The 18,493-nt window shown below is 63.1% G+C and carries 12 protein-coding genes; 9 read left to right on the forward strand and 3 right to left on the reverse strand.

Translation table 11 applies throughout. The annotated features are described in order from the left end of the window. Positions 1-21: 21 nt before the first annotated feature. The 3 genes from ACWFUC_RS17420 to ACWFUC_RS17430 all read right to left on the reverse strand — a co-directional run bounded on the left by ACWFUC_RS17420 (position 22) and on the right by ACWFUC_RS17430 (position 7,800). Positions 22-2,358 carry a flavin monoamine oxidase family protein gene (locus ACWFUC_RS17420; protein ID WP_489622771.1) on the reverse strand — a complete coding sequence of 779 codons (2,337 nt, stop codon included), beginning with the start codon at positions 2,356-2,358 and terminating at the stop codon, positions 22-24. 38 nt (positions 2,359-2,396) lie between these two features. Then, the gene (locus ACWFUC_RS17425) at positions 2,397-2,870 is read right to left on the reverse strand and encodes a CesT family type III secretion system chaperone (RefSeq protein WP_489622772.1); all 474 of its coding nucleotides are present in this window, start codon (positions 2,868-2,870) and stop codon (positions 2,397-2,399) included. A 127-nt stretch (positions 2,871-2,997) separates the two neighbouring features. Next, the gene (locus ACWFUC_RS17430) at positions 2,998-7,800 is read right to left on the reverse strand and encodes a hypothetical protein (protein WP_489622773.1); all 4,803 of its coding nucleotides are present in this window, start codon (positions 7,798-7,800) and stop codon (positions 2,998-3,000) included. A gap of 491 nt (positions 7,801-8,291) precedes the next feature. Here ACWFUC_RS17430 and ACWFUC_RS17435 point away from each other — a divergent pair, with 491 nt between their 5' ends. The 9 genes from ACWFUC_RS17435 (at position 8,292) to ACWFUC_RS17475 (ending at position 18,488) form a co-directional block, all read left to right on the forward strand. Beyond that, on the forward strand, positions 8,292-8,705 hold the full coding sequence (locus tag ACWFUC_RS17435) for an ExbD/TolR family protein (RefSeq protein WP_310838616.1): 414 nt from the start codon (positions 8,292-8,294) through the stop codon (positions 8,703-8,705). Further along, positions 8,705-9,412 (forward strand): TonB family protein, encoded by a 708-nt coding sequence (locus ACWFUC_RS17440; RefSeq protein ID WP_489622774.1) that lies wholly within the window; start codon positions 8,705-8,707, stop codon positions 9,410-9,412. The genes ACWFUC_RS17435 and ACWFUC_RS17440 overlap by 1 nt, the downstream gene beginning before the upstream one ends. Before the next feature lie 140 nt (positions 9,413-9,552). Beyond that, positions 9,553-12,024, forward strand: coding sequence for a TonB-dependent receptor (locus ACWFUC_RS17445; RefSeq protein ID WP_489622775.1), 2,472 nt, complete (start codon positions 9,553-9,555; stop codon positions 12,022-12,024). A gap of 67 nt (positions 12,025-12,091) precedes the next feature. Further along, entirely contained in the window at positions 12,092-12,772 is a 681-nt protein-coding gene (locus ACWFUC_RS17450) for a MotA/TolQ/ExbB proton channel family protein (protein WP_489622776.1), read from the forward strand. 132 nt (positions 12,773-12,904) lie between these two features. After that, the gene (locus ACWFUC_RS17455) at positions 12,905-13,660 is read left to right on the forward strand and encodes a GntR family transcriptional regulator (RefSeq protein WP_489622777.1); all 756 of its coding nucleotides are present in this window, start codon (positions 12,905-12,907) and stop codon (positions 13,658-13,660) included. Positions 13,661-13,680: 20 nt separating this feature from the next. Continuing rightward, on the forward strand, positions 13,681-14,793 hold the full coding sequence (locus ACWFUC_RS17460) for a BMP family lipoprotein (RefSeq protein WP_489622778.1): 1,113 nt from the start codon (positions 13,681-13,683) through the stop codon (positions 14,791-14,793). Further along, positions 14,790-16,385 (forward strand): ABC transporter ATP-binding protein, encoded by a 1,596-nt coding sequence (locus ACWFUC_RS17465; protein WP_489622779.1) that lies wholly within the window; start codon positions 14,790-14,792, stop codon positions 16,383-16,385. The genes ACWFUC_RS17460 and ACWFUC_RS17465 overlap by 4 nt, the downstream gene beginning before the upstream one ends. Further along, positions 16,382-17,527: an ABC transporter permease gene (locus ACWFUC_RS17470; protein WP_489622780.1), complete on the forward strand. Its 1,146-nt coding sequence runs from the start codon at positions 16,382-16,384 to the stop codon at positions 17,525-17,527. Before ACWFUC_RS17465 ends, ACWFUC_RS17470 begins: the two co-directional genes overlap by 4 nt. Next, positions 17,517-18,488 carry an ABC transporter permease gene (locus ACWFUC_RS17475; protein ID WP_489622781.1) on the forward strand — a complete coding sequence of 324 codons (972 nt, stop codon included), beginning with the start codon at positions 17,517-17,519 and terminating at the stop codon, positions 18,486-18,488. Before ACWFUC_RS17470 ends, ACWFUC_RS17475 begins: the two co-directional genes overlap by 11 nt. Positions 18,489-18,493 lie beyond the last annotated feature (5 nt).

Below are 18,493 nucleotides of genomic sequence, written 5' to 3' on the forward strand. Positions count from 1 at the left end.
TGAAGGTCTCGAGCGTGGCGATCAGGCAGCGCCGTAGTCGTACTTGTTCTTGTCCAGGCTAAGTGGCGAATTTTCCGGTACGGTGCCGCCCAGATGGACGGCGGTGGCCACCGCCGCATTGAGCGCAGTCGTGACCGCACCTTCGACCCAGCCCCCGGTGTGGGAGATCGAGTCCCCCGCAATATAGACCCCGGTATCGGTATCGGGATGGTTCTCGTTGACGCTTAGGTACTGGTAGTAGGCCTCCTGCTGGCTGGCCTCCTGACCGGGTGTATTGAGCTTGAAGGCCCCGTACTGGTTGGGGGTGCCCTGCCAGTCGATGGCGTGGATCTCGTCATTGACCGGCTCCAGGTTGCGGGCGAACTCGGGACTGACCTGTTCGATCACTTTCTTGAATTCGCTTAGCCGTTCTTCGGGCGTCATGGCCATGAGCTTGGTGGATTTGTCCCCCCAGGTGTAGCTGACCAGTACCACGCCTTCCTTCACGCCCGGATAATCCAGGCAATAGATGCCGTGGGGCGACTGGTCGGTCTGGATGCTCTGCGGAATATCCTTGCGCGGCTTTCCTTGCTCATCCAGCCAGAACTTGGTCGGGGTACGGATGAAAAGCTTGGAAGAGTCCATCATGTGCAGATCCATCAGCGCACTCTTGACGGTATCGCTAAGCGGATCCGTGCCTTTTCCGGAGGTCACGGTCAATCCCATGCGTTGCAAGGCGGGCGGAGTGGCCGTGACGATCACGGCGTCGAAAGTTTCGGTACTCTCCTCGGCCGCGTCTCCGTTTTGGCGGACGGTGGTCAGGCTCGGACGACCATTATCCATCTGTACACTCGTCACCTTGGTCTGCAGACGAATGTCGGCGCTGTCCTCGAGACTGACCTTGCTGCCGTCAGGACGCGTCACCGGTTCCGAATAGAACTGCTGCAGCGCTGCGCTGGTGCCGTCGGGCAGCAGGTTCTGGCGATCTTCCAGCTTGTTGAGCATGACGCGCAGAATCTCCAGGAAATTGACCTGGTACAAAGGACCGAAACCGCCCGTCCCGATCCCCAGTGCACCGAAGGCATCCATTTCCGTCTTGCCCCAGCCTTTTTGTTCCTTGAGTCCCTCCAGCACGGCGGCCTGGAAGCTCATGTCCTTGTACTTGGTGATATAGCCCTGCCAGATCGCCTCCATCTTTTCCGTATCATGGACAGCTCGGGCCTCTTCCAGCGGCATCATCAGCGCGGTCGCAAATTCGGTGAAGTCGCGCCCCACCTTCTGCAACACCGGGTGCGAGGGCGTGGCATTGCCTGCCGGCCAGTCGATGACTTGATTGCGATAGAACAGCTTGGTGTCGATCTTTCCCGGATTGGGGAAATTCGGATCGGTTTTCACACCGAACTGCTTGAGATAGTGGAACCAGGTTTCCCCGGTGGGCGGAAAGCGCATGGCGCCCATTTCCGAGAAGGCTTTCGATTCTGTCTCGCCGTCATGATAGGGACGGGATTCCAGGCGACCACCGATGCGCTTGTCGGCTTCTATGATGACGGGGGTCAGGCCGATCTTGAGCAGCTCACGTGCGGCGACGGTGCCGGCTGCACCACTGCCCACGATGGCCACCTTCTTGTTCATGGCCTCGGGCGGCAAGACGGCGATGCCGTCATTGAACTTCAGGTATTTCTTGTAACTGTAACCGGTGTCGATGAAGCTGATGTCCGGCTTCTTCTCCAGGATTTCAGTGATCGCACTGCGTTCGCCCTCATCCAGATGCATCAGTAGCTTGTTGCGCTGAGGCGAGCTCATCTCGCTGAGCAGCGAATGCAACACGCTGACCGACGGGCCCTGGCGGCGTACCGCGATCAGCGCAGCCAGTCGCGCAGGCGGCAGGGTACTCTTGAGGTGACCGAGCATGCCACCGGGGACGCCTTCAGCGGCGAGATGGTAATACTGATTGGCCAGCCATAACTCCTTGTTCTCCAAGGTAGGGTTGGGGCTGATATCGCCCTTCAGGTATTGCACGCTGACATGCTTGAGCAACTCGACCTTTTCGGCTTCGCTCATGACATGCCAGTGCTGATAGATCTCGCGCTGTGCCTGCAGGCGCTGTTCACCCTTGGGCATATTGCGCAGCAGTTCCAGATTGTGGAGCATCGGTGCGGCCAGGGATTGCGGACGGACCGCCGGCCACTCGCCCACCCGGGTGGTATTGATGAAGGGCAGATCGCGTTTGCCATTGGTGCGGCTGGGGCCGCTCTCCAGAAGGGACAAGGTAGCGGCCGTGAGACTGGCGGCAGAAGTGGATGGAGCAACTTCGCGGCCGGAGGAAGTGGATGCAGTAGCATCGAAGCCCGTCCGGGAAGTTTCTGTGACGTTGTGCATGATTGAATTCCTTGGTAAGTCATGGGGCGGCTCCGCCCTCAGCGGTTGCGCACCATGAGTGAAGCAAAACTGGATGCACCCTTGTTGGGCGGTGGCGCGCGCCGCTCCTGGCTGAGCAGGAGCGGATCGATGCGCCATTGCCGCGCTTCGTGTGCGAGGACTTTTAACTTTTGCAGCAGCGATCCCGGGGTCAACTCGGCCACCGTCTCGGCTTGCAGACGGACCAGGTGCCCGGTGTCCGGCGAGAGTGCAAAGATCGGCTTCTCGGTGGTGTGCAGCGACAGGTTCATCTTCAGCAGTTTCTGGCAGAGATCCGGAGCCTGCGTCTGGCCGAGTTCACCCAGATCGCAGCAGATGGTCATGCGCGCCGGATTGATCTGTTCGCTGTGGATCAGGGAGAAATCGATTCCCTCTACCTGAAAAGCCTGGCCCTTGAGCAGGGTTTCAGGCTGTTCGAACAGGGTCAGACCGCAGAACTGCGCGATGAGCCGGGAATAAGGGGAGTGGGACATGATCGTGAAAGAGGCATCGTTAAAAGGCGGAAGAAAGGAGGGCGCCCATCAGGCGACGCCCCGGTTCTTTTCCCGCATCGATAAGTGGCATCCGGGCAGCGCCGGTTCCATCTCATGCGCCGCCTGATCAGCGCGCCGTCGCGGCTGGCTGCGTTCGCTCACCATGCAGTTCGGCATGGGTACGGTCGAGCCACTGATCGATGGGATCGTAGTCGCTGCGCGCAAAATTCTTGAGACAGGCGAGTACATCGCGGGCCGAATTGGCCACGTAGTCGGGGCGTCCCGGCACCAGTCTGCGCCAGCCGCGCGTCGTGTCGGTAGCACTGACCAGAGTACCATCACGTACCTGATAGCGGCGCTGGTCGGGGTTGGGATACGCGGCCGCCAGGAAAGCATGAATGAGATTGCCGGCCTGCAGGCCATCACCGGCAATACGTACCGGAACTGCCCGATAGCTGGCCTCATGCAGTGTGACCAGATAGTAGCCGCGCGGCCCGACGCCCAACATCGGGGCGACCTCGGGGGAATAGGTGAGGTCGAACAGGTCGTGGGTCTTGAGGAAATGCCGTCGTATCGCTAGCACATTCTGCAGGCGCAGGGCGTGGTTGTCGTCGCGCACTTCCTGTTGTTCCAGCAGCAGCTGGCCGGCCTCATCCACTTCCATGACCATCAGCGGACGGTGCAGGGCGGTCGACAGCGTACGTGCCAGCATTTCGCCCGGGAAGGGCCGACCGGGCAGGAACGGCTGGCCGGGGGCGGGCAGGGGGAAGCGCGTTGCGGGTGTCCAATCGAGAATCTCCGGCAACACATTGGCACGCACCCGCTCCTTCATGGCCTGGCGCCGCTCGTCGTCGCGCTGCTTGTAGCGGTGATTCGGATGATTGACGTCGTAGTAGCCCCCTTTTTCCCGGAACTTCTCATGCGATACGTTGCGCACGGCGTCGTTGAGAAACGGCGTGATCGGATGGCCGGTAAGGATGGCGCCCAGTATGCCCACGCGGATCTGCGCCGGACTGAGCGCCGAATGGTAGGGATGGCGCCAGCGCGCCGGTTCATCTTCGCGAGGCTCCAGCGGCGCGCCGTGAAAATTGTTGAGCGTACCGCCGGTAAAGATCATCTCCTGGCGTTGCGCATCGTAGCGATACATCTGCGCCGTCTCCGGATGGCAGCAGATGGCACCGTCTTCCAGCTCCAGCTGTAGCGGCTGACCATCTTGCCGGGCCTGTTCCAACGCTTCCAGATAACGGTGATAGCGCACCTCGGCCTGGAAGGTGTCGAGCTGGCGGATGTAGAGCACCTGACCGAGATTGAATTCTTCTGCGTCGTCCGGGCCGTCCGCCCCCCCGCGCTGCGGGCGCTCGGCTGGCGGATCATGATCGATGCGATCCAGCACCGCGACCGAACCGGCCATGAGCAGGCTCTCCACCTGCATGTGCTCGGCCAAGGGGATGACCGTCACGGCGGTCTCCTGCTGTATCACCATCTTCTGGCTGCGATCCAGCGGGGCCGCGCCATAGCCCAATCCCTGCAGGAAGGTCGCCGCCATGTGCCCGGAGCTGGTGACCGACATGAATTCGGTCATGGCCAGCAGGGCCCCCTCGCCGATGAAGACGGCATCCGCGCCATAGCGTTCGCGCGCCTGCGCCTGGCGCGACTGCTCCACGTAGTAGGCATCGGTCACCACGGCCCGGTAGACGTTGTGCGGGACGGTCTTGGCGTGCAGGGACATCAGATTGACCATCAGGACCGATAAAGGCGTGACCATGCGATCACGCTCTCCGGTGAGATTGCCACGCTGGTTCATGGCCGCCGTCTTGAACCACACGCCCGGCGCCAGCCGCAGATAGCGCGCCTGCCCGGTCTGCGCCCAACGCAGCAGGTAGTGGAACAGCTGCGACTCCAGCGTATAGGCATGGATCGCTTCCCGTCCTTCCTCGATCATGCGATCGCTCAGACGCTGGTAGAGCGGATTGCTGTGATCCACGGTCTGCGGCATGCCCGGTGCATTGCCCAGCGTCTGCTGCAATTCCTTGACGTAAGGTACCTGGGCATCGGTAAAGGTGGTCTGTTCGCGCGGAATGCGTTCGGTGCGGGCGAAGGGTGCCGACGGGCTGGCTGTGTGCGGCAGCGGTGCACTGATGAAGTCGGGCGACACTGCGGTCGGATAGGCCATGGCCGAGTTGACCGCATAGGTCGCCGGAAAACTTTTCATCAACTGTTCCGTGGCCTTGCGGATGCGCACCGGCAAACTGGCAATGCTGTTGGAGGCAGCCAGTTCCAGATCAGGGAGCTGCGAGGGACCGGCCTGCTCGATATCGGGCGGGTGCGCGCGCCCGGAGAGCAGGTCGGAGGCGGCGATCATCTCTTCGTAATAACGCTGCACATCCTCCAGATGTTGCTGTTGCCGTGCCGGCGACATCTCGTGGAAACGGGCCGCTGCCTGCACCTGTTCAAGCTCTGTGCGTGCCGTGCGTGGTGCCTCCAGGTTGAGATGGTTGATCGCCCGCCGCATTTTCTCCACGCCATCCTTGAGCATGACCGAGGTTCGTCGAAAGGCTTCCACATCTTCCAGACGATCACGTCCTTGCTCAAGCATGCGCTCGGTTTCCAGCGAAAAGACGTTGAGCAGATCGCGCACCCGTGCCAGCAGATTGTTGGGACTGTTCTCCCGCGCCAGCTGGTCTTCGCCGGCGCGCGCGGAACGGCCGGCCAGACCGGCACCGGCAAACACGATAGAGAGTATCGGCAGCAAGGCCTTGTCAACGCCACGTACACCGAGACGCGTGACGAACGCTTCCAGATAATTGCGGCCCATGTCGCCGTGCCCGGCGGCAGCACCGCTGGCGCTGGCCGCAGGCGGCGGGGCACCGTAGACCGCGCCCAGCGAACGGAACACCAGGTCAGCCGCGAAAAAGTCCATGGCCTTGTAGGTTGCGCTGAGCAACAGATGGTTTTGCGGGTCGCCCGAGCGGCCGCGCAGGAATTCGATGCCGGTGAGCACCGTGGCCACGCCGAAGAGGCTGTAGATATCGTTCTGATTGCCGCGCGGCAGTCCCATGCGGGACTGGATGCCGTAATTGAGCAGCAGCCGCCCCAGCTCGCCCAGGAAAGGCAGCAGCGCTTCATTGAAAATCTGCCCCGGAATGTTTTCCCGGCTCTTGGCCGTGTCCTTGACGAAATTCTTGTACGCAAAACGGTAGGCCACAGTCACCACATCCTGTGCCAGCACGGTCACTGCGATGGCGCTGGCAATGGTCTTCTCGTCGACGACACCCGCGCCCGAACCGGTGAAGGCGCGGGCACCGGAAAACAAGGTGTGCGTCTTTTCGTCGCGCAGGCTGTTCATCAGCGCCGTCATGCCATAGACCGTGGTCCCGGTGATCAGTGCGCGCAGGCTGGTGCGGATGATGCCATTGGCGGTAGTGCCCGCGACCATGGGATTGAGGTCGTTGAGGATGATGTCGGTCAGCACATGCGAGGCCGCCGTGGCAATGCCCTTGAGCGAATGGCGATCCTTGAGGAAGGGGGCGGCGGGGATTTCCTCGCCGGTGGAAACGATGATCCGGGGATCGGCAAAGCCGGCAATGCTGCCATAGGGGCCGGTATTGTCGCCGCGCCACCCATAGGTCGAGACATCCGCACCTGGCAAGGGCGATAGCGCCTTGACCGCATCGCCATGCGGATCGAGCAGGGTCATTTGCAGGCCCTGCTGCGTGTATTCGAAGCGGTGTCTGTACTGGTCTTCTGTGCGTACGATGAGGGTGCGGTTACGTGGCCGCTCGTCCATGAAGGATTCGATGAGCTGGCGCATGGTCGCATTCTTCACGCCCGGCGCATTGCTGGGCGCGATGATCTCCACCCCGCGTTCATCGAAGCCGGTCACCTGGGCGATGGCGCCGCCGCTGATGTTCAGACTGGCCGGATACTCGCCATAGGAGCGGCTCTGGATCGGACGCGGGGTATCGTGGTACTTCTGGTCGGTGAGGAAGATGATGGCCCGGTTCTCCGGACCATTGAGATCGCAGTAGCCCAAGCGGAAATCACTGCTCCGGCCGTCGGCGCGGCTCGATGGTGGCGGATCGCCAAATCCCTCGGCCATGTAGTTCTCGGCGTTGGCCCATGAAAACTGGCGGGGGAACTGGGTGGCATTGGGCGGCACCGGCATGACTACGGTATTGCTCTCGTCCACGCTGCGGCGCGCGAACAGGACCGAGCGCCGCGAACACTCCAGCAAATAGGTACAGAAGTAGGTTTCCATGGTCACTTGCGGACCGCCCGTGCCGCTGCGTTCTGCCGCCATGAGTTCCTCGCGCCGTGCGTCAAACCCCAGCAGCGCGCGCGCGCTGACCAGCCGGTTGGCGTAACCCTTGATGAAGTAAAGCTCGTCCGGGCCCTGCGGCCCCGGCACGCTGTCCTTGACCACCAGCAGGTGCGTGGCGACCGTGCTGGTACGGAAGGCGAACGGAAAACTGGCGATGCCGACATGATCATTGAGCGAGGCCAGCCTGATCCCGGCCGAGGCCGATTCCACGTGCCGCCCATTGAGGGCCACGACGATCTCGTCGAATTCGGCACGGCTTACGCCGCTCTGCCGCATGTCTTGGTGCAGCTGTGCCAGCGCAGGCGAGGGGGCCGCTACTGGTGTGCGCAGCGCCGACAGCAACGTGGCATCGGGCGCGATCTCGATATGGACGTCGGCCGGGGCGTCAATATGCGGGTGCAGAACCGGTATTTGCTGCTGCTCGATGCGTCCTTGCAGCTGTACCGGTCGGCGTTCCAGGCTGCGACCGGATGGCAGACGAACGGAATCCGCCGATTGCGGAGGCGACGCCGCCTCAGTGTGAGCGACGGTCGTTGATGTTGCAGATGACGCCCCGCTCGGCTCGGCGATGTCGCCGAACGCTGGGCGTGAAGAAGAAATATGGGCCATGTTGGTGCAAGAGAAGAGGGCTGAAGGAGGTCCTGCCGGCGTCGCGCGACGCGGCAATGACCTTGGGTCTGCTGCTGGGTGGCACGAACCGTCACATCGTTCCAACGTCATCGAAATGTCATATTCTCATAGCGCAGTTAACCACTAATTGGACCGTACCACTGGTGCAAAAAGGTTCCTTTTGGGCGCGCCTTGCAATTCCCCGACGGCAGGGATGCGGGGCAGGCAGTTTTGCGTTGACCGCCCTAAATTGGCCTTATATAGCACTTTAACGGTGCATAAGTAGAAATATCCCCGTAACGACAAGCGAAGTAAACGTCCCCAATACCGCATTTTTGTTACCGCAATATTAAAAACAAGAAAATCAAAAAGATATTAAGTTGGTACGTACCACTTATTGACAGCCGAGTTCTGAAATTTCATAATCGCCTCACTTTCAGGGCGCGTGCGAACTTTTTCCCATGCGCGACACCGACCAAGGAGTTGAAGCGATGAGAAGCTGGGGCGAAACGGAAAAGCGCAGGGCGCGTATCGAGATCATTCCGATGATCGACGTGATGATGTTCTTGCTGGTCTTCTTCGTGCTGCTGAGCCTGAACGTCATTCCGGCGTTGGGCATCAAGACTTCCTTGCCCAGCTCCTCCTCGGCCAGCGACCTGCAGACCCAGCACATCGCACGCATCGCCCTGGGAGCAGGCGGGGAGCTGGAGCTCGAAGGCAAGCCGGTCAAGCTGGAGGCGCTGGTGCCGGGCCTGAAGCAATTGCAGCAGAAGGAGCCCGGCAAGAAGCTGGTGCTCATCGTCAATGCCGATCAGAAGATCGAGTTCCAGCGCGTGATCGACCTCATGGATGTCCTCAAGGGCAACGGCTTTGATGCGCTGTCCTTCGTGTCCAAGCGCAAGTGATGGCCATGCAGCTCATTTATCGCCATCGCGACTGGGTAGCCGCCTTGCCGGCAACCGGGCTGATCCTGCTGCTCGTGACGGCCGGGATACAGGTGGTCAAGCCGCTCAAGCCGAAGTACGACGAGCCAGTGAAATTGGAGGTCATCGATCCTGTCAGCCTGCCCCCTCCACCGCAGCCACCGCAGCCGCCCAAGACACCGCCGTCCGAGCCGGCCCCGCGCAGCCTGCCGCCGCCCAGGCCGACACCGCCGGTGCCAAAACCCGAGCTGCCCAAGCCGACGACCACGCCGGCGGTAAGGGTGCCCGCGCCGGTGGCAGCGCCCACCCCGCCAGCGCCCGCAGCGCCTGCGCCGGCAGCGGTGGCGCCGCCGACGCCACCGGCACCGCCTGCACCCAAGCCGAATGTGGAGGCCGAATTCATCGCCCGGGTGCGCGCCTATCTCAATGCCGTGAAGCGCTATCCGACCGGGCGTGAAGCCAGCCTGCAGCGACCGGAAGGAACGGTCAAGGTGTGGTTCATCCTCAATCGCGATGGTTCGGTGGTCGACGCCGGTATCGAGCAGAGTTCCAATTCGATGCTGCTTGACCAGGCCGCGCGGCGCAGTGTGGGGATGGGGCGGTTCCCCGCGTTTCCCGAACAGTTCCAGCCTGGACAATCCACGCACCGCTTCGTAGTCGATCTCGAATTCAAACCGGCAACGGACTGATACGGACCACCCGTGGCCCACGCCAGTAAAGCTTTTCCGAGCAGTCGGCATCGTATGGGCGATGCATGAGAAACGCAATGGCCATCAGCGTCGGCAAGGCGCGCGAGGCACAACCGAACCACTCTATGGGAGTCGCAACGATGAAGTTCAAATTCAACAAGCTGGCCCTGCTGGTGTCGGGCCTGTTCCTGACCGAACTGGTGCCGGCATGGGCGCAGGAGACCAGCAATCTGGGTCAGATCACCGTCACCGGTGCGGCCGAGGCACCGGGCGGCGGCATGATCCAGGCCGACGACACGCCCAAGGCGCGCAGCTCGGTCAGTCGCGAGGCCATCAGCAAAATGGGAGCCTCTTCGACGGCCTTCCAGATCATCCAGAGCCTGCCGGGGGTATCGGCGTTCGACCAGGACGGCACTGGCCTGTTCGGCGGCACGCTGCGGGTACGCGGCTACAACGCCAATCAGATGGGCTTGACGCTGGATGGCGCACCGCTGAACGACTCGCTGAACTATTCGATCAACATCCAGGAGTTCGCCGATCCCGAGAACACCTGTGATGTCTTCCTCAACCAGGGCAGCGGTGACATGGAGGCACCGCACGTCGGTGCCAGTGGCGGTAACGTCGGCATCAGTACCTGTGACCCGCGGGACACGCTGGGTGGCAAGTTCAATCTCGCCTTCGGCTCCAATCGTTACAACAAGGAATTCGTGCGCTTCGATTCCGGCAAGTTTGCCAATGACCGGGCCAAGTTCTTCATTTCCATGTCGCAGGCCGGTGCTGACAAGTTCAAGGGCAGCGGCAGCGCCAAGCGCGAGCACGTGGACGCCAAGGCGGTCTTCGATTTCGGCTCAGGCAGCTACTCCAAACTGGCCTTCCTGTGGAACAAGATGGACAATGCCAACTATCGCACCGTCAGCAAGGCCGATCTGGCGCGCTTCGGCTATGGCTATGATTTCGGCACGACACCGCCGAGCCACCTGACACCCGGAAGTGGTACGGCCCAGAATGAGGCCACGGCCAATGCCGCCATCCTCGGCAACTACCAGGGCTTCAACAACAATCCCTTCGAAAACTATCAGGTATCGATGGTGAACCACTGGCAGCTCTCGCCGCAGGCCAGCGTGGATGTCAATCCGTACTACATCTACGGCTACGGCACCGGCGGCAACCAGCTCACCAGCGTCTCGGAGGCGCGCGGCAGCAACCTGCTGCACGGTGGCATCGGCGACCTCAATGGCGACGGCGACACGCTCGATACGATCCTGGGCTACGGCAGCAATATCAGCCAGACCAATCGCTTCGGTGTCACCACCAAGGCCAACTATCAACTGGGCAGCCACAACCTCTCGGGCGGATTGTGGCTGGATCGCGGGATCTCGCAGCAATACAGTCCCTTCGTCTCCATCGACAGCAATGGCAATACCTCGGATTACTGGCTGACCAACAGTGCCCAGTACCTGAAGTACGCCGATGGGGCGCCCTACAATGCCGGTCGCAACTGGTACACCCGGGTGGATGCGCACACGGTGTTCCTGCAGGACAGTTTCTCGCTGGTCAATGATCGCCTCAACATCCAGTTGGGCCTGAAGCGCCAGGAGGTCAAGCGCGACTACCTCAACTTTGCCAGCGGCCTGACCGCCAACAGCGGCGGGGCGGACTACGAAGTGAAGCAGACATTCAGCAATACGCTGGGCAATGTCGGCCTGCGCTATCAGCTCACCGAAACCCAGTCGGTCTTCCTGAATCTGGGGCAGAATGCCCGCGCACCGGAGAACACCGCCAATACCGGCTTGGTACAGACCGCGGCCGCCAGCAACTACACCACCTCCATCGTCAATGGCGCGCTGATCGCACGTGACAGCCAGGGCAACATCGTGCCGCTGCGCATCGGCTCGCCCAAGGTCAGTCCGGAAAAATCCAACAACATCGACCTCGGCTACCGCTATGCAGGCAACCGCCTGACACTCTCCGGCTCGGTGTTCTACATCGACTTCAAGGACCGCATCGCCAGCCAGTATGATCCGGTCTCGGCCCTGAGCACCCAGTTCAACGTGGGTGCCTCGCGCACCTATGGCCTGGAGCTGGAAGCGGGGTACAAGATGAATGACAACTGGAACATGTATGGCTCGCTGACCCATGCCGACTCCAGCATGCTCGATGACAAGGTGGCCGTACGGGCCGCCAACGGCACCGCCACCACCTTGCAGACCGCAGGCAAGCAGATGCCCGACACCCCGCAATGGCTGGCCTCCCTGTCGCTGCAGTACACCACCGGTCCCTTCTACGCCAGTGCGCAAGGGCGCTACGTCGGCCAGCGCTACACCACGCTGGTCAACGACGACAGCATCGGCGGTTATACGCTCTTCGATCTCGGCGCAGGCTATCGCTTCAACAAGACCCTGTTCCTGCAGACGCCGACGATCCGTTTCCAGCTGCTCAACCTGTTCGACAGGAAATACCTGAGCATGACCGGTCCCAGCGGTTCGTCCTTCACCACCAATGCCAACGCCACCACCGGCACCAATGGTGCCGCCATCGCGGCGGCTTCGGCACCGCTGTTCTACGTCGGCGCACCGCGCACCTTCCAGGTATCGCTGAGCAGCGATTTCTGATCCGACTGGCCTGACCGACCGCACTGCCTTCCTGAAACCGGCAGTGCCTCTACCCCAAGGAGCTTTTATGAATGCCATCCAGCTATTCCATGAACTGACTTTCTATGCCATGTATGCGGCCGCTGCACTGGCGGTTTTCATGATCGTGGAACGGCAGCTGTTCTTCCTCTTCAGCGCCCGCGACGCAGCACGCTTGCTGCGCACGATGAGTGCCGGGGAGGGTGGCTCGTCGCTCATCGATCCCGCGCTGCTGGAACGCCAGACGGTGCCCGTGCAACTGGTGCGCGAGGCGCTGCAGACACAGGGCAGAGGGCTGACACATTCCCAGCAGGAAGACCTCGGCGAGGCCATCTACATCGCCGGCAAGAAACGGGTCAATGCGCGCCTCTGGGTCCTCGATACCATCGTCACGGCCGCACCGTTGCTGGGCCTGGTCGGCACCATCCTGGGCATCATCGATACCTTCGCGGTCCTGGCCTCCTCGGGCATTTCCGACCCCTCGGGCGTTTCCAAGGGCATCGGCACGGCACTGTATGCCACCGCGCTGGGCATTTCAATTGCGTTGTTCGGTCTGCTGTTTTACAACTATTTGCGTGAATGCGCCGACAACCTCAATGACCTGCTCAAGGAACTGTTGCTGCGCAGTTCCGGTCTGGAACATGATGCTGCCGAGGACGACAGCCGCGGCCTGCGCGACGCCGGCGAGGCGGCCCGCAGCGCCCGCCATCCGGTGCTGGCGGCAGGCTGAGCTAAGCGGAGCGGGCTGGTACGCGCCGGAGACTCACTTCGCCACTTCACCACTTCGCACCTGCCCGGTGCGACGGTTTCGGTCCGGGTTCAGTGATTTACAACTGGTACGTACCAATGTAAGATTGCCGTCATGAAAAAAGACCTCACTCCAAGCGAAACCCAGCTGCCGCGCTACCGCTGGCTGGCCGATATCATCCGCGACACGATCGATCGCGGCCTGCTCACCGACAATCAGGCGCTACCGCCCGAGCGCGAGCTGGCAGAGCACTATGAAGTCAGTCGCGATACGGTGCGCAAGGCACTGCGCTACATGGAAGAGCGCGGCATCATCTACAGCGATCATGGACGCGGCACCTTTGTCTCGCCGGCCATCGTGCGTGGCACCACGCGCTTCATCGACAGCTTCTCGCAAGATACCGGCAATCGGGGCGGCGTACCTGGACAGCGCATCATCAGCATCGAGAACATCGGTGCCAGCATGGCCATCGCCACCTTGCTCAATATCGAGTCCGGTACGCCGCTGGTACGGGTGCGGCGCGTGCGCCTGATCGACGACGTTCCGGTCGGGGTGCACGATGCCCATCTGGTCCTGCCGCGCGGATCGCGCCTGACCCGCAGCCAGATCGAGCGCAGCGGTTCGCTCTACAAGCTGCTGACGGCACAGTACGGTTTCGACCCGGCCGAGGCCGTGGAAAATCTGTGTGCCGGTGCGGCCGATGCCGACGACGCGCAATGGCTGGATGTACCGGTGGCGGCACCTCTGCTCATCTGCGAACGGATCACTTTGTCCGACCGCCGCCAGCCTATCGAATATTGCCTCATGAAATACGTGTCCAGTTACCGCTACCGCACGCGCGTCGCCCGTCATAGCGACGGCACGCGCTGAACCTGCCTCTGCCCACATTGATGAACGCCACTCTCCGCTACCTGCTGCCTCGCCTGGCCTGGGCCCTGCTTCTGCTGGCACTGCTGTCGCTACTGGCGCACTGGTCCGATCGGCTGGCACGCAAGGGCAATGACAAGACGGTGCTGCGTGCGGTCCTGTTCATCAATGGCACGCTGGGCGACAAATCCTTTTTCGATTCGGCGGCCAAGGGAATGCGCCGCGCCGGGCGTGAACTGCCGGTCAGCGTGCGGGTGGTCGAAGGCGGCAATGACCCGACGCGCTGGGAGTCCGCGCTGGCCGATCTGGCCGATAGTGGCGACTACGATATCGTGCTGGCCGGCACCTTCACCATGGTGCCCTACGTACAGCGGCTGGCCGGAGAGTTTCCGCGCATGCGCTTCGTGATGTTCGATGCTGCAGTGGACTATGCCCGCTGTGCTTGCGGGAATGTACATTCCATCCTGTTCCGCCAGAACGAGGGCGCTTACCTGGCGGGCTATCTGGCCGCCATGCTGCTGCAGGAGCGGCTGCTGCCGGGCCTGCCCGCCAACGCCGGTCTGGGGCAGGTGGGTGGCATGCAATTGCCGGTGATCGATGATTACCTGCTGGGCTTCGATGCGGGCGCACGTGCGGCCAATCCATCGATACGGGTGGCGATACAGTATGCCAACGGCTTTTCCGATCCTGCGGCCGGCAAGGATATTGCCAATGCCCAGATGGCGGCGGGTGCCGGTCTCATCTTTCAGGCGGCCGGTGCGACCGGGCAGGGCGTGACCGAAGCGGCCAGCGAGGCGCATCGTTACACCATCGGCGTGGATCTGGACCAGTATGAGATGTATCACCACAGCAATCCCCAGCGCGCCGCCGCCATCGTCACCTCGGTGTTGAAGAACGTCGATGTGGCCATCGTGCAGGCCCTGAGTCTGGCGCTGCGGCAGCAGCTGCCCTATGGACGCGCCGATTCCCTCGGCCTGGCCGAGGGCGGTATCGGGCTGGCACCGCATTCGGAGGTGCTGGACCGGCTGCCGCAGCCCCTGCGTCAACGTCTGGATACCGTGCGCGCCGATCTGGTGAGTGGCCGCGTGCGCCCGCCCAGTGGCTTTGCCCGCGCCAACACGGAGGCAAGGGGATGAGCACGCCAGCGATGCCGCAGGCCGGCACGGCGCTACTGGAGTTGCGCCAAGTCTCCAAACTCTATCCCAACGGCACGCTGGCCAACGACGATGTGAGCCTGTCCATCCGGGCCGGGGAGATCCACGCCATCGTGGGCGAGAACGGGGCCGGCAAATCGACCGTCATGAAGATGCTCTATGGCCTGGAACAACCCAGCTGCGGCAGCCTCTGGCTGGACGGCCAGGCGCGCGTACTGGCCGATCCGGCGCAAGCCATTGCCGCCGGAATCGGGCTGGTGCCCCAGCATCTGCATCTGCTGCCTTCCTTCACCGTGACCGACAACATCGTGCTGGGCGCGGAGCCCCGGCGAGGCTGGCGCATCGACCGCAAGACGGCGTTGCGGCGCGTGCAATCGCTGGTGCAACAATTCGGACTGGAGGTGGAGCCGCTGGCGCGCGTGCGCGACCTGCCGGTCGGGGTGCAACAGCGCGTGGGTATTCTCAAGGCGCTCTATCGCGGTGCGCGGGTGCTGCTGCTTGATGAGCCCACGGCGGTGCTTTCGGTGCAGGAAGCCGAGAGCCTGTTCCGCGTTCTGCGCAGCATGGTGGCGCAGGGTCTCACCGTGGTGCTGATCAGTCACAAGCTCAAGGAGATCCGCGATGTCGCCGACCGCTTTACGGTGTTGCGCAAGGGACGGGTCAGCGGCAGCGGTCGGGTAAGCGATTTTTCCGAGGCCGAACTGGGCAGCATGATCGTCAGCAAGGCACCGCCGACCATGCCCGCGCGTACCCGGCAGCGGGCGACGCAGCCGCTGGTCGAAATCCGCGATCTGCAGGCGCATCATGCAGACGGACGCCTGGCCTTGCAGTCGCTGTCACTGGACATCGCAGCCGGAGAGATTCTCGGCATCGCCGGCGTGGAGGGCAATGGGCAGGATGTGCTGGCGCGGGTGCTGCTGGGCCTGCAGCCAGCCAGCGGCGGACAAGGCCGTTTGCAGGGGCGGCGCTTCACCGGCCTGAGTGTGCGTGAGGTGCGTGCCTGCGGCGTGGGCTACATCCCCGAAGACCGCATGCGCGACGGCGTGGCAGCCGAGATGAGCATCGCCGACAACCTCATCGCCGTCAGTTACCACCAGGCACCGCTTGCCCGCCGCGGCTGGCTCGACAGCGCCGCCATCGGCCGTACCGCCGCCACGCTCATGCAGCACTGCGGTGTGGCCGCTCCTTCATCGGCGACGCTGATGGGAGCGCTCTCCGGCGGCAACATGCAAAAACTGGTGCTGGGGCGCGAGGTGGCGGCCGGGCCGCGTCTGCTGATCGCCAGCCAGCCCACGCGCGGGGTCGATATCGGTGCTGCACGGGCCTTGCATGGTCAGTTGCTGGCCTTGTGCGAGGGCGGTGCGGCAATCCTGTTGATCTCGGCAGACCTGGATGAATTGCTGGTGCTGTCGGACCGCGTGGCCGTGATGGCCGAGGGGGCGCTGGTAGCGCACTTCGATGCAGCCGGGCTGAGCGCCGATGTCCTCGGTCCCTATCTGACCGGCGCCCAACGCCAGCAAAATGCCACCGCCTTGCTCGATAACGCAGTCACATTTTCCGGAGTTCCCGCATGAAGCAAGCGATCGCCCTGCCATTGCAGCAGCGTCTGCAACGTCAGCAAGCCCTGGCGCAACGTCTGCGGCTGCCGGTGGCGCTGGCCGCCGGTCTGGGGTGTGGTTTCCTGATCATGTGCGCGGTCAGCAGCGAGCCCCTGCGCGCGTTCCTGACCCTGCTCACCGGTGCCTTGCCGCGCCTGCACTGGGGTGCGGGCGAGGGCTGGCAACTGACCCGCCTGGTACGTTTCGGGGCCGTGATCGAAGACGCCATCACGCTGACCCTGCTGGGTCTGGCCGTGGCCATTCCTTTCCGCGCCAAGCAATTCTCGCTGGGCGCAGATGGTCAGCTGTTCCTGGGCGCGCTGGCCGCTACCGTGGTGAGCCTCTATCTGCCGGGGCCGTGGTTTGTGGTCCTGAGCCTGTCGATGTTGGCGGCCTGTGCCAGCGGATTCCTTTGGGGTGCCTTGCCGGGGCTGCTCAAGACGCGCTTTCAGGCCAACGAGATCGTCACCACTCTGATGCTCAATATCGTGGCGGTGCAGGCCTATCGCTGGCTGGTCAGCGGCTGGCTGCGCGACCCCGCCGGCGGCTTCATCGTCACGCCCTTCCTGCCGGCCTCGCTGCAGCTGCCGGTGCTGCTGGTCCATACCAACGTGACGGTGATGCTGCTGGCCTTGCCGCTACTGGTCTGGACCAGCTGGCTGCTGCTCATGCGCACCACGCTGGGTTACGAAATCCGGGTGGTCGGACAGTCAGCTGCGTTCGCCTTGCAGGCCGGCCTGCCGGTACAGCGCACGGTCTGGCTGTCGATGGGAGCGGGCGGGGTGCTGGCCGCGCTGGCGGGCATGCATATCAGCCACGGCCTGCTCAAGCGCCTGCCCGTCGATCTGCCTGCCGGACTCGGTTACGAAGGCTTGCTGGTAGCGTTGCTGGCTCGCTGCGAGCCGCGCGCAGTGCCGTGGGCGGCGCTGATGTATGCGTATCTGCGTACCGGGGCACTGGCCATGGAACGCAGTACCGATGTATCGCGCGAAGTGGTGCTGGTGATCCAGGCGCTGGTCATCCTGTTCCTGGTGGCCGAACGCATGCAGCCGGCGCTGGCCGGGGGCTGGCTGCGCTGGCGCGCGCGCAGGGTAGCGGGAGGCCGACATGACGCATGACTACTGGGCCTGGAGCATGGCTGCCGCCACCTTGCTGCCGGCGTTGCTGCGCGCCGCTACACCGATCCTGCTGGCCGCGCTCGGTGGACTGATTTCTGATCTGGCAGGTTGCATCAACGTGGGCCTGGAAGGCCTGATGCTGGTGGCGGCTTTCTTTGCCGTGGTGGGGTCGGTGCTGGCGGCGTATTGGCTGCCGGGCCTGCCGCCGGTCTGGCACGCCTGGCTGGGGGCGTTGGCCGGGGTACTGGCGGCCATGCTGCTGGCGCTGCTGCTGGCGGTGTTCCACCTCGAATGGGGTGCCGATCTGATCGTGGCCGGCATCGCCCTCAACGTACTGGCTGCCGGCCTGACGGTGTTCCTGCTGTCCACGCTGGTCGGCGACAAGGGCTCGACCGCCAGCCTCGATACGCCAGTGCTGCCGGCGCTGCATCTTCCCGGCCTGCAGTCCTGGCCGCAACTGGACCTGCTGCTCAATGGCGAACATGGTCGGGGCCATCATCTGCTGCTGTGGACCGCCTTGCTGGCCATTCCCCTGCTGCGCCTGCTGTTGCGTCATACCCGTACCGGCGTGTGGCTGTGTGCCTCAGGGGAGCATCCGCAGGCCGCCGCCGAGGCGGGCATTCCGGTCAAGCGCATGCGCTATCTGGCACTGGTGGTCTCGGGGATGCTGGCTGGCCTGGGCGGGGTCTACCTGAGCATGGGCTACCTCAGTCTGTTCCAGTCCGACATGACTGCCGGACGTGGATTCCTGGCACTGGCGGCGGTCTTCGTCGGCGCGCGCGGCCTCACCGGCACGGTGCTGGCGTCCCTGCTCTTCGGTGCCAGCGCGGTCCTCTCGACCCGGCTCGGTGCGGCGGGCATGGCACCGCAACTGCTGTACATGCTGCCTCCTGTGGTCACCCTGCTGGCGCTGGTCGCCGCCGGTGCACGCAAGCAGGGCAGGGCGCACAGATCAAGCTAAGCAAC

The sequence above is a fragment of the Herbaspirillum sp. Her4 genome (assembly GCF_057961335.1).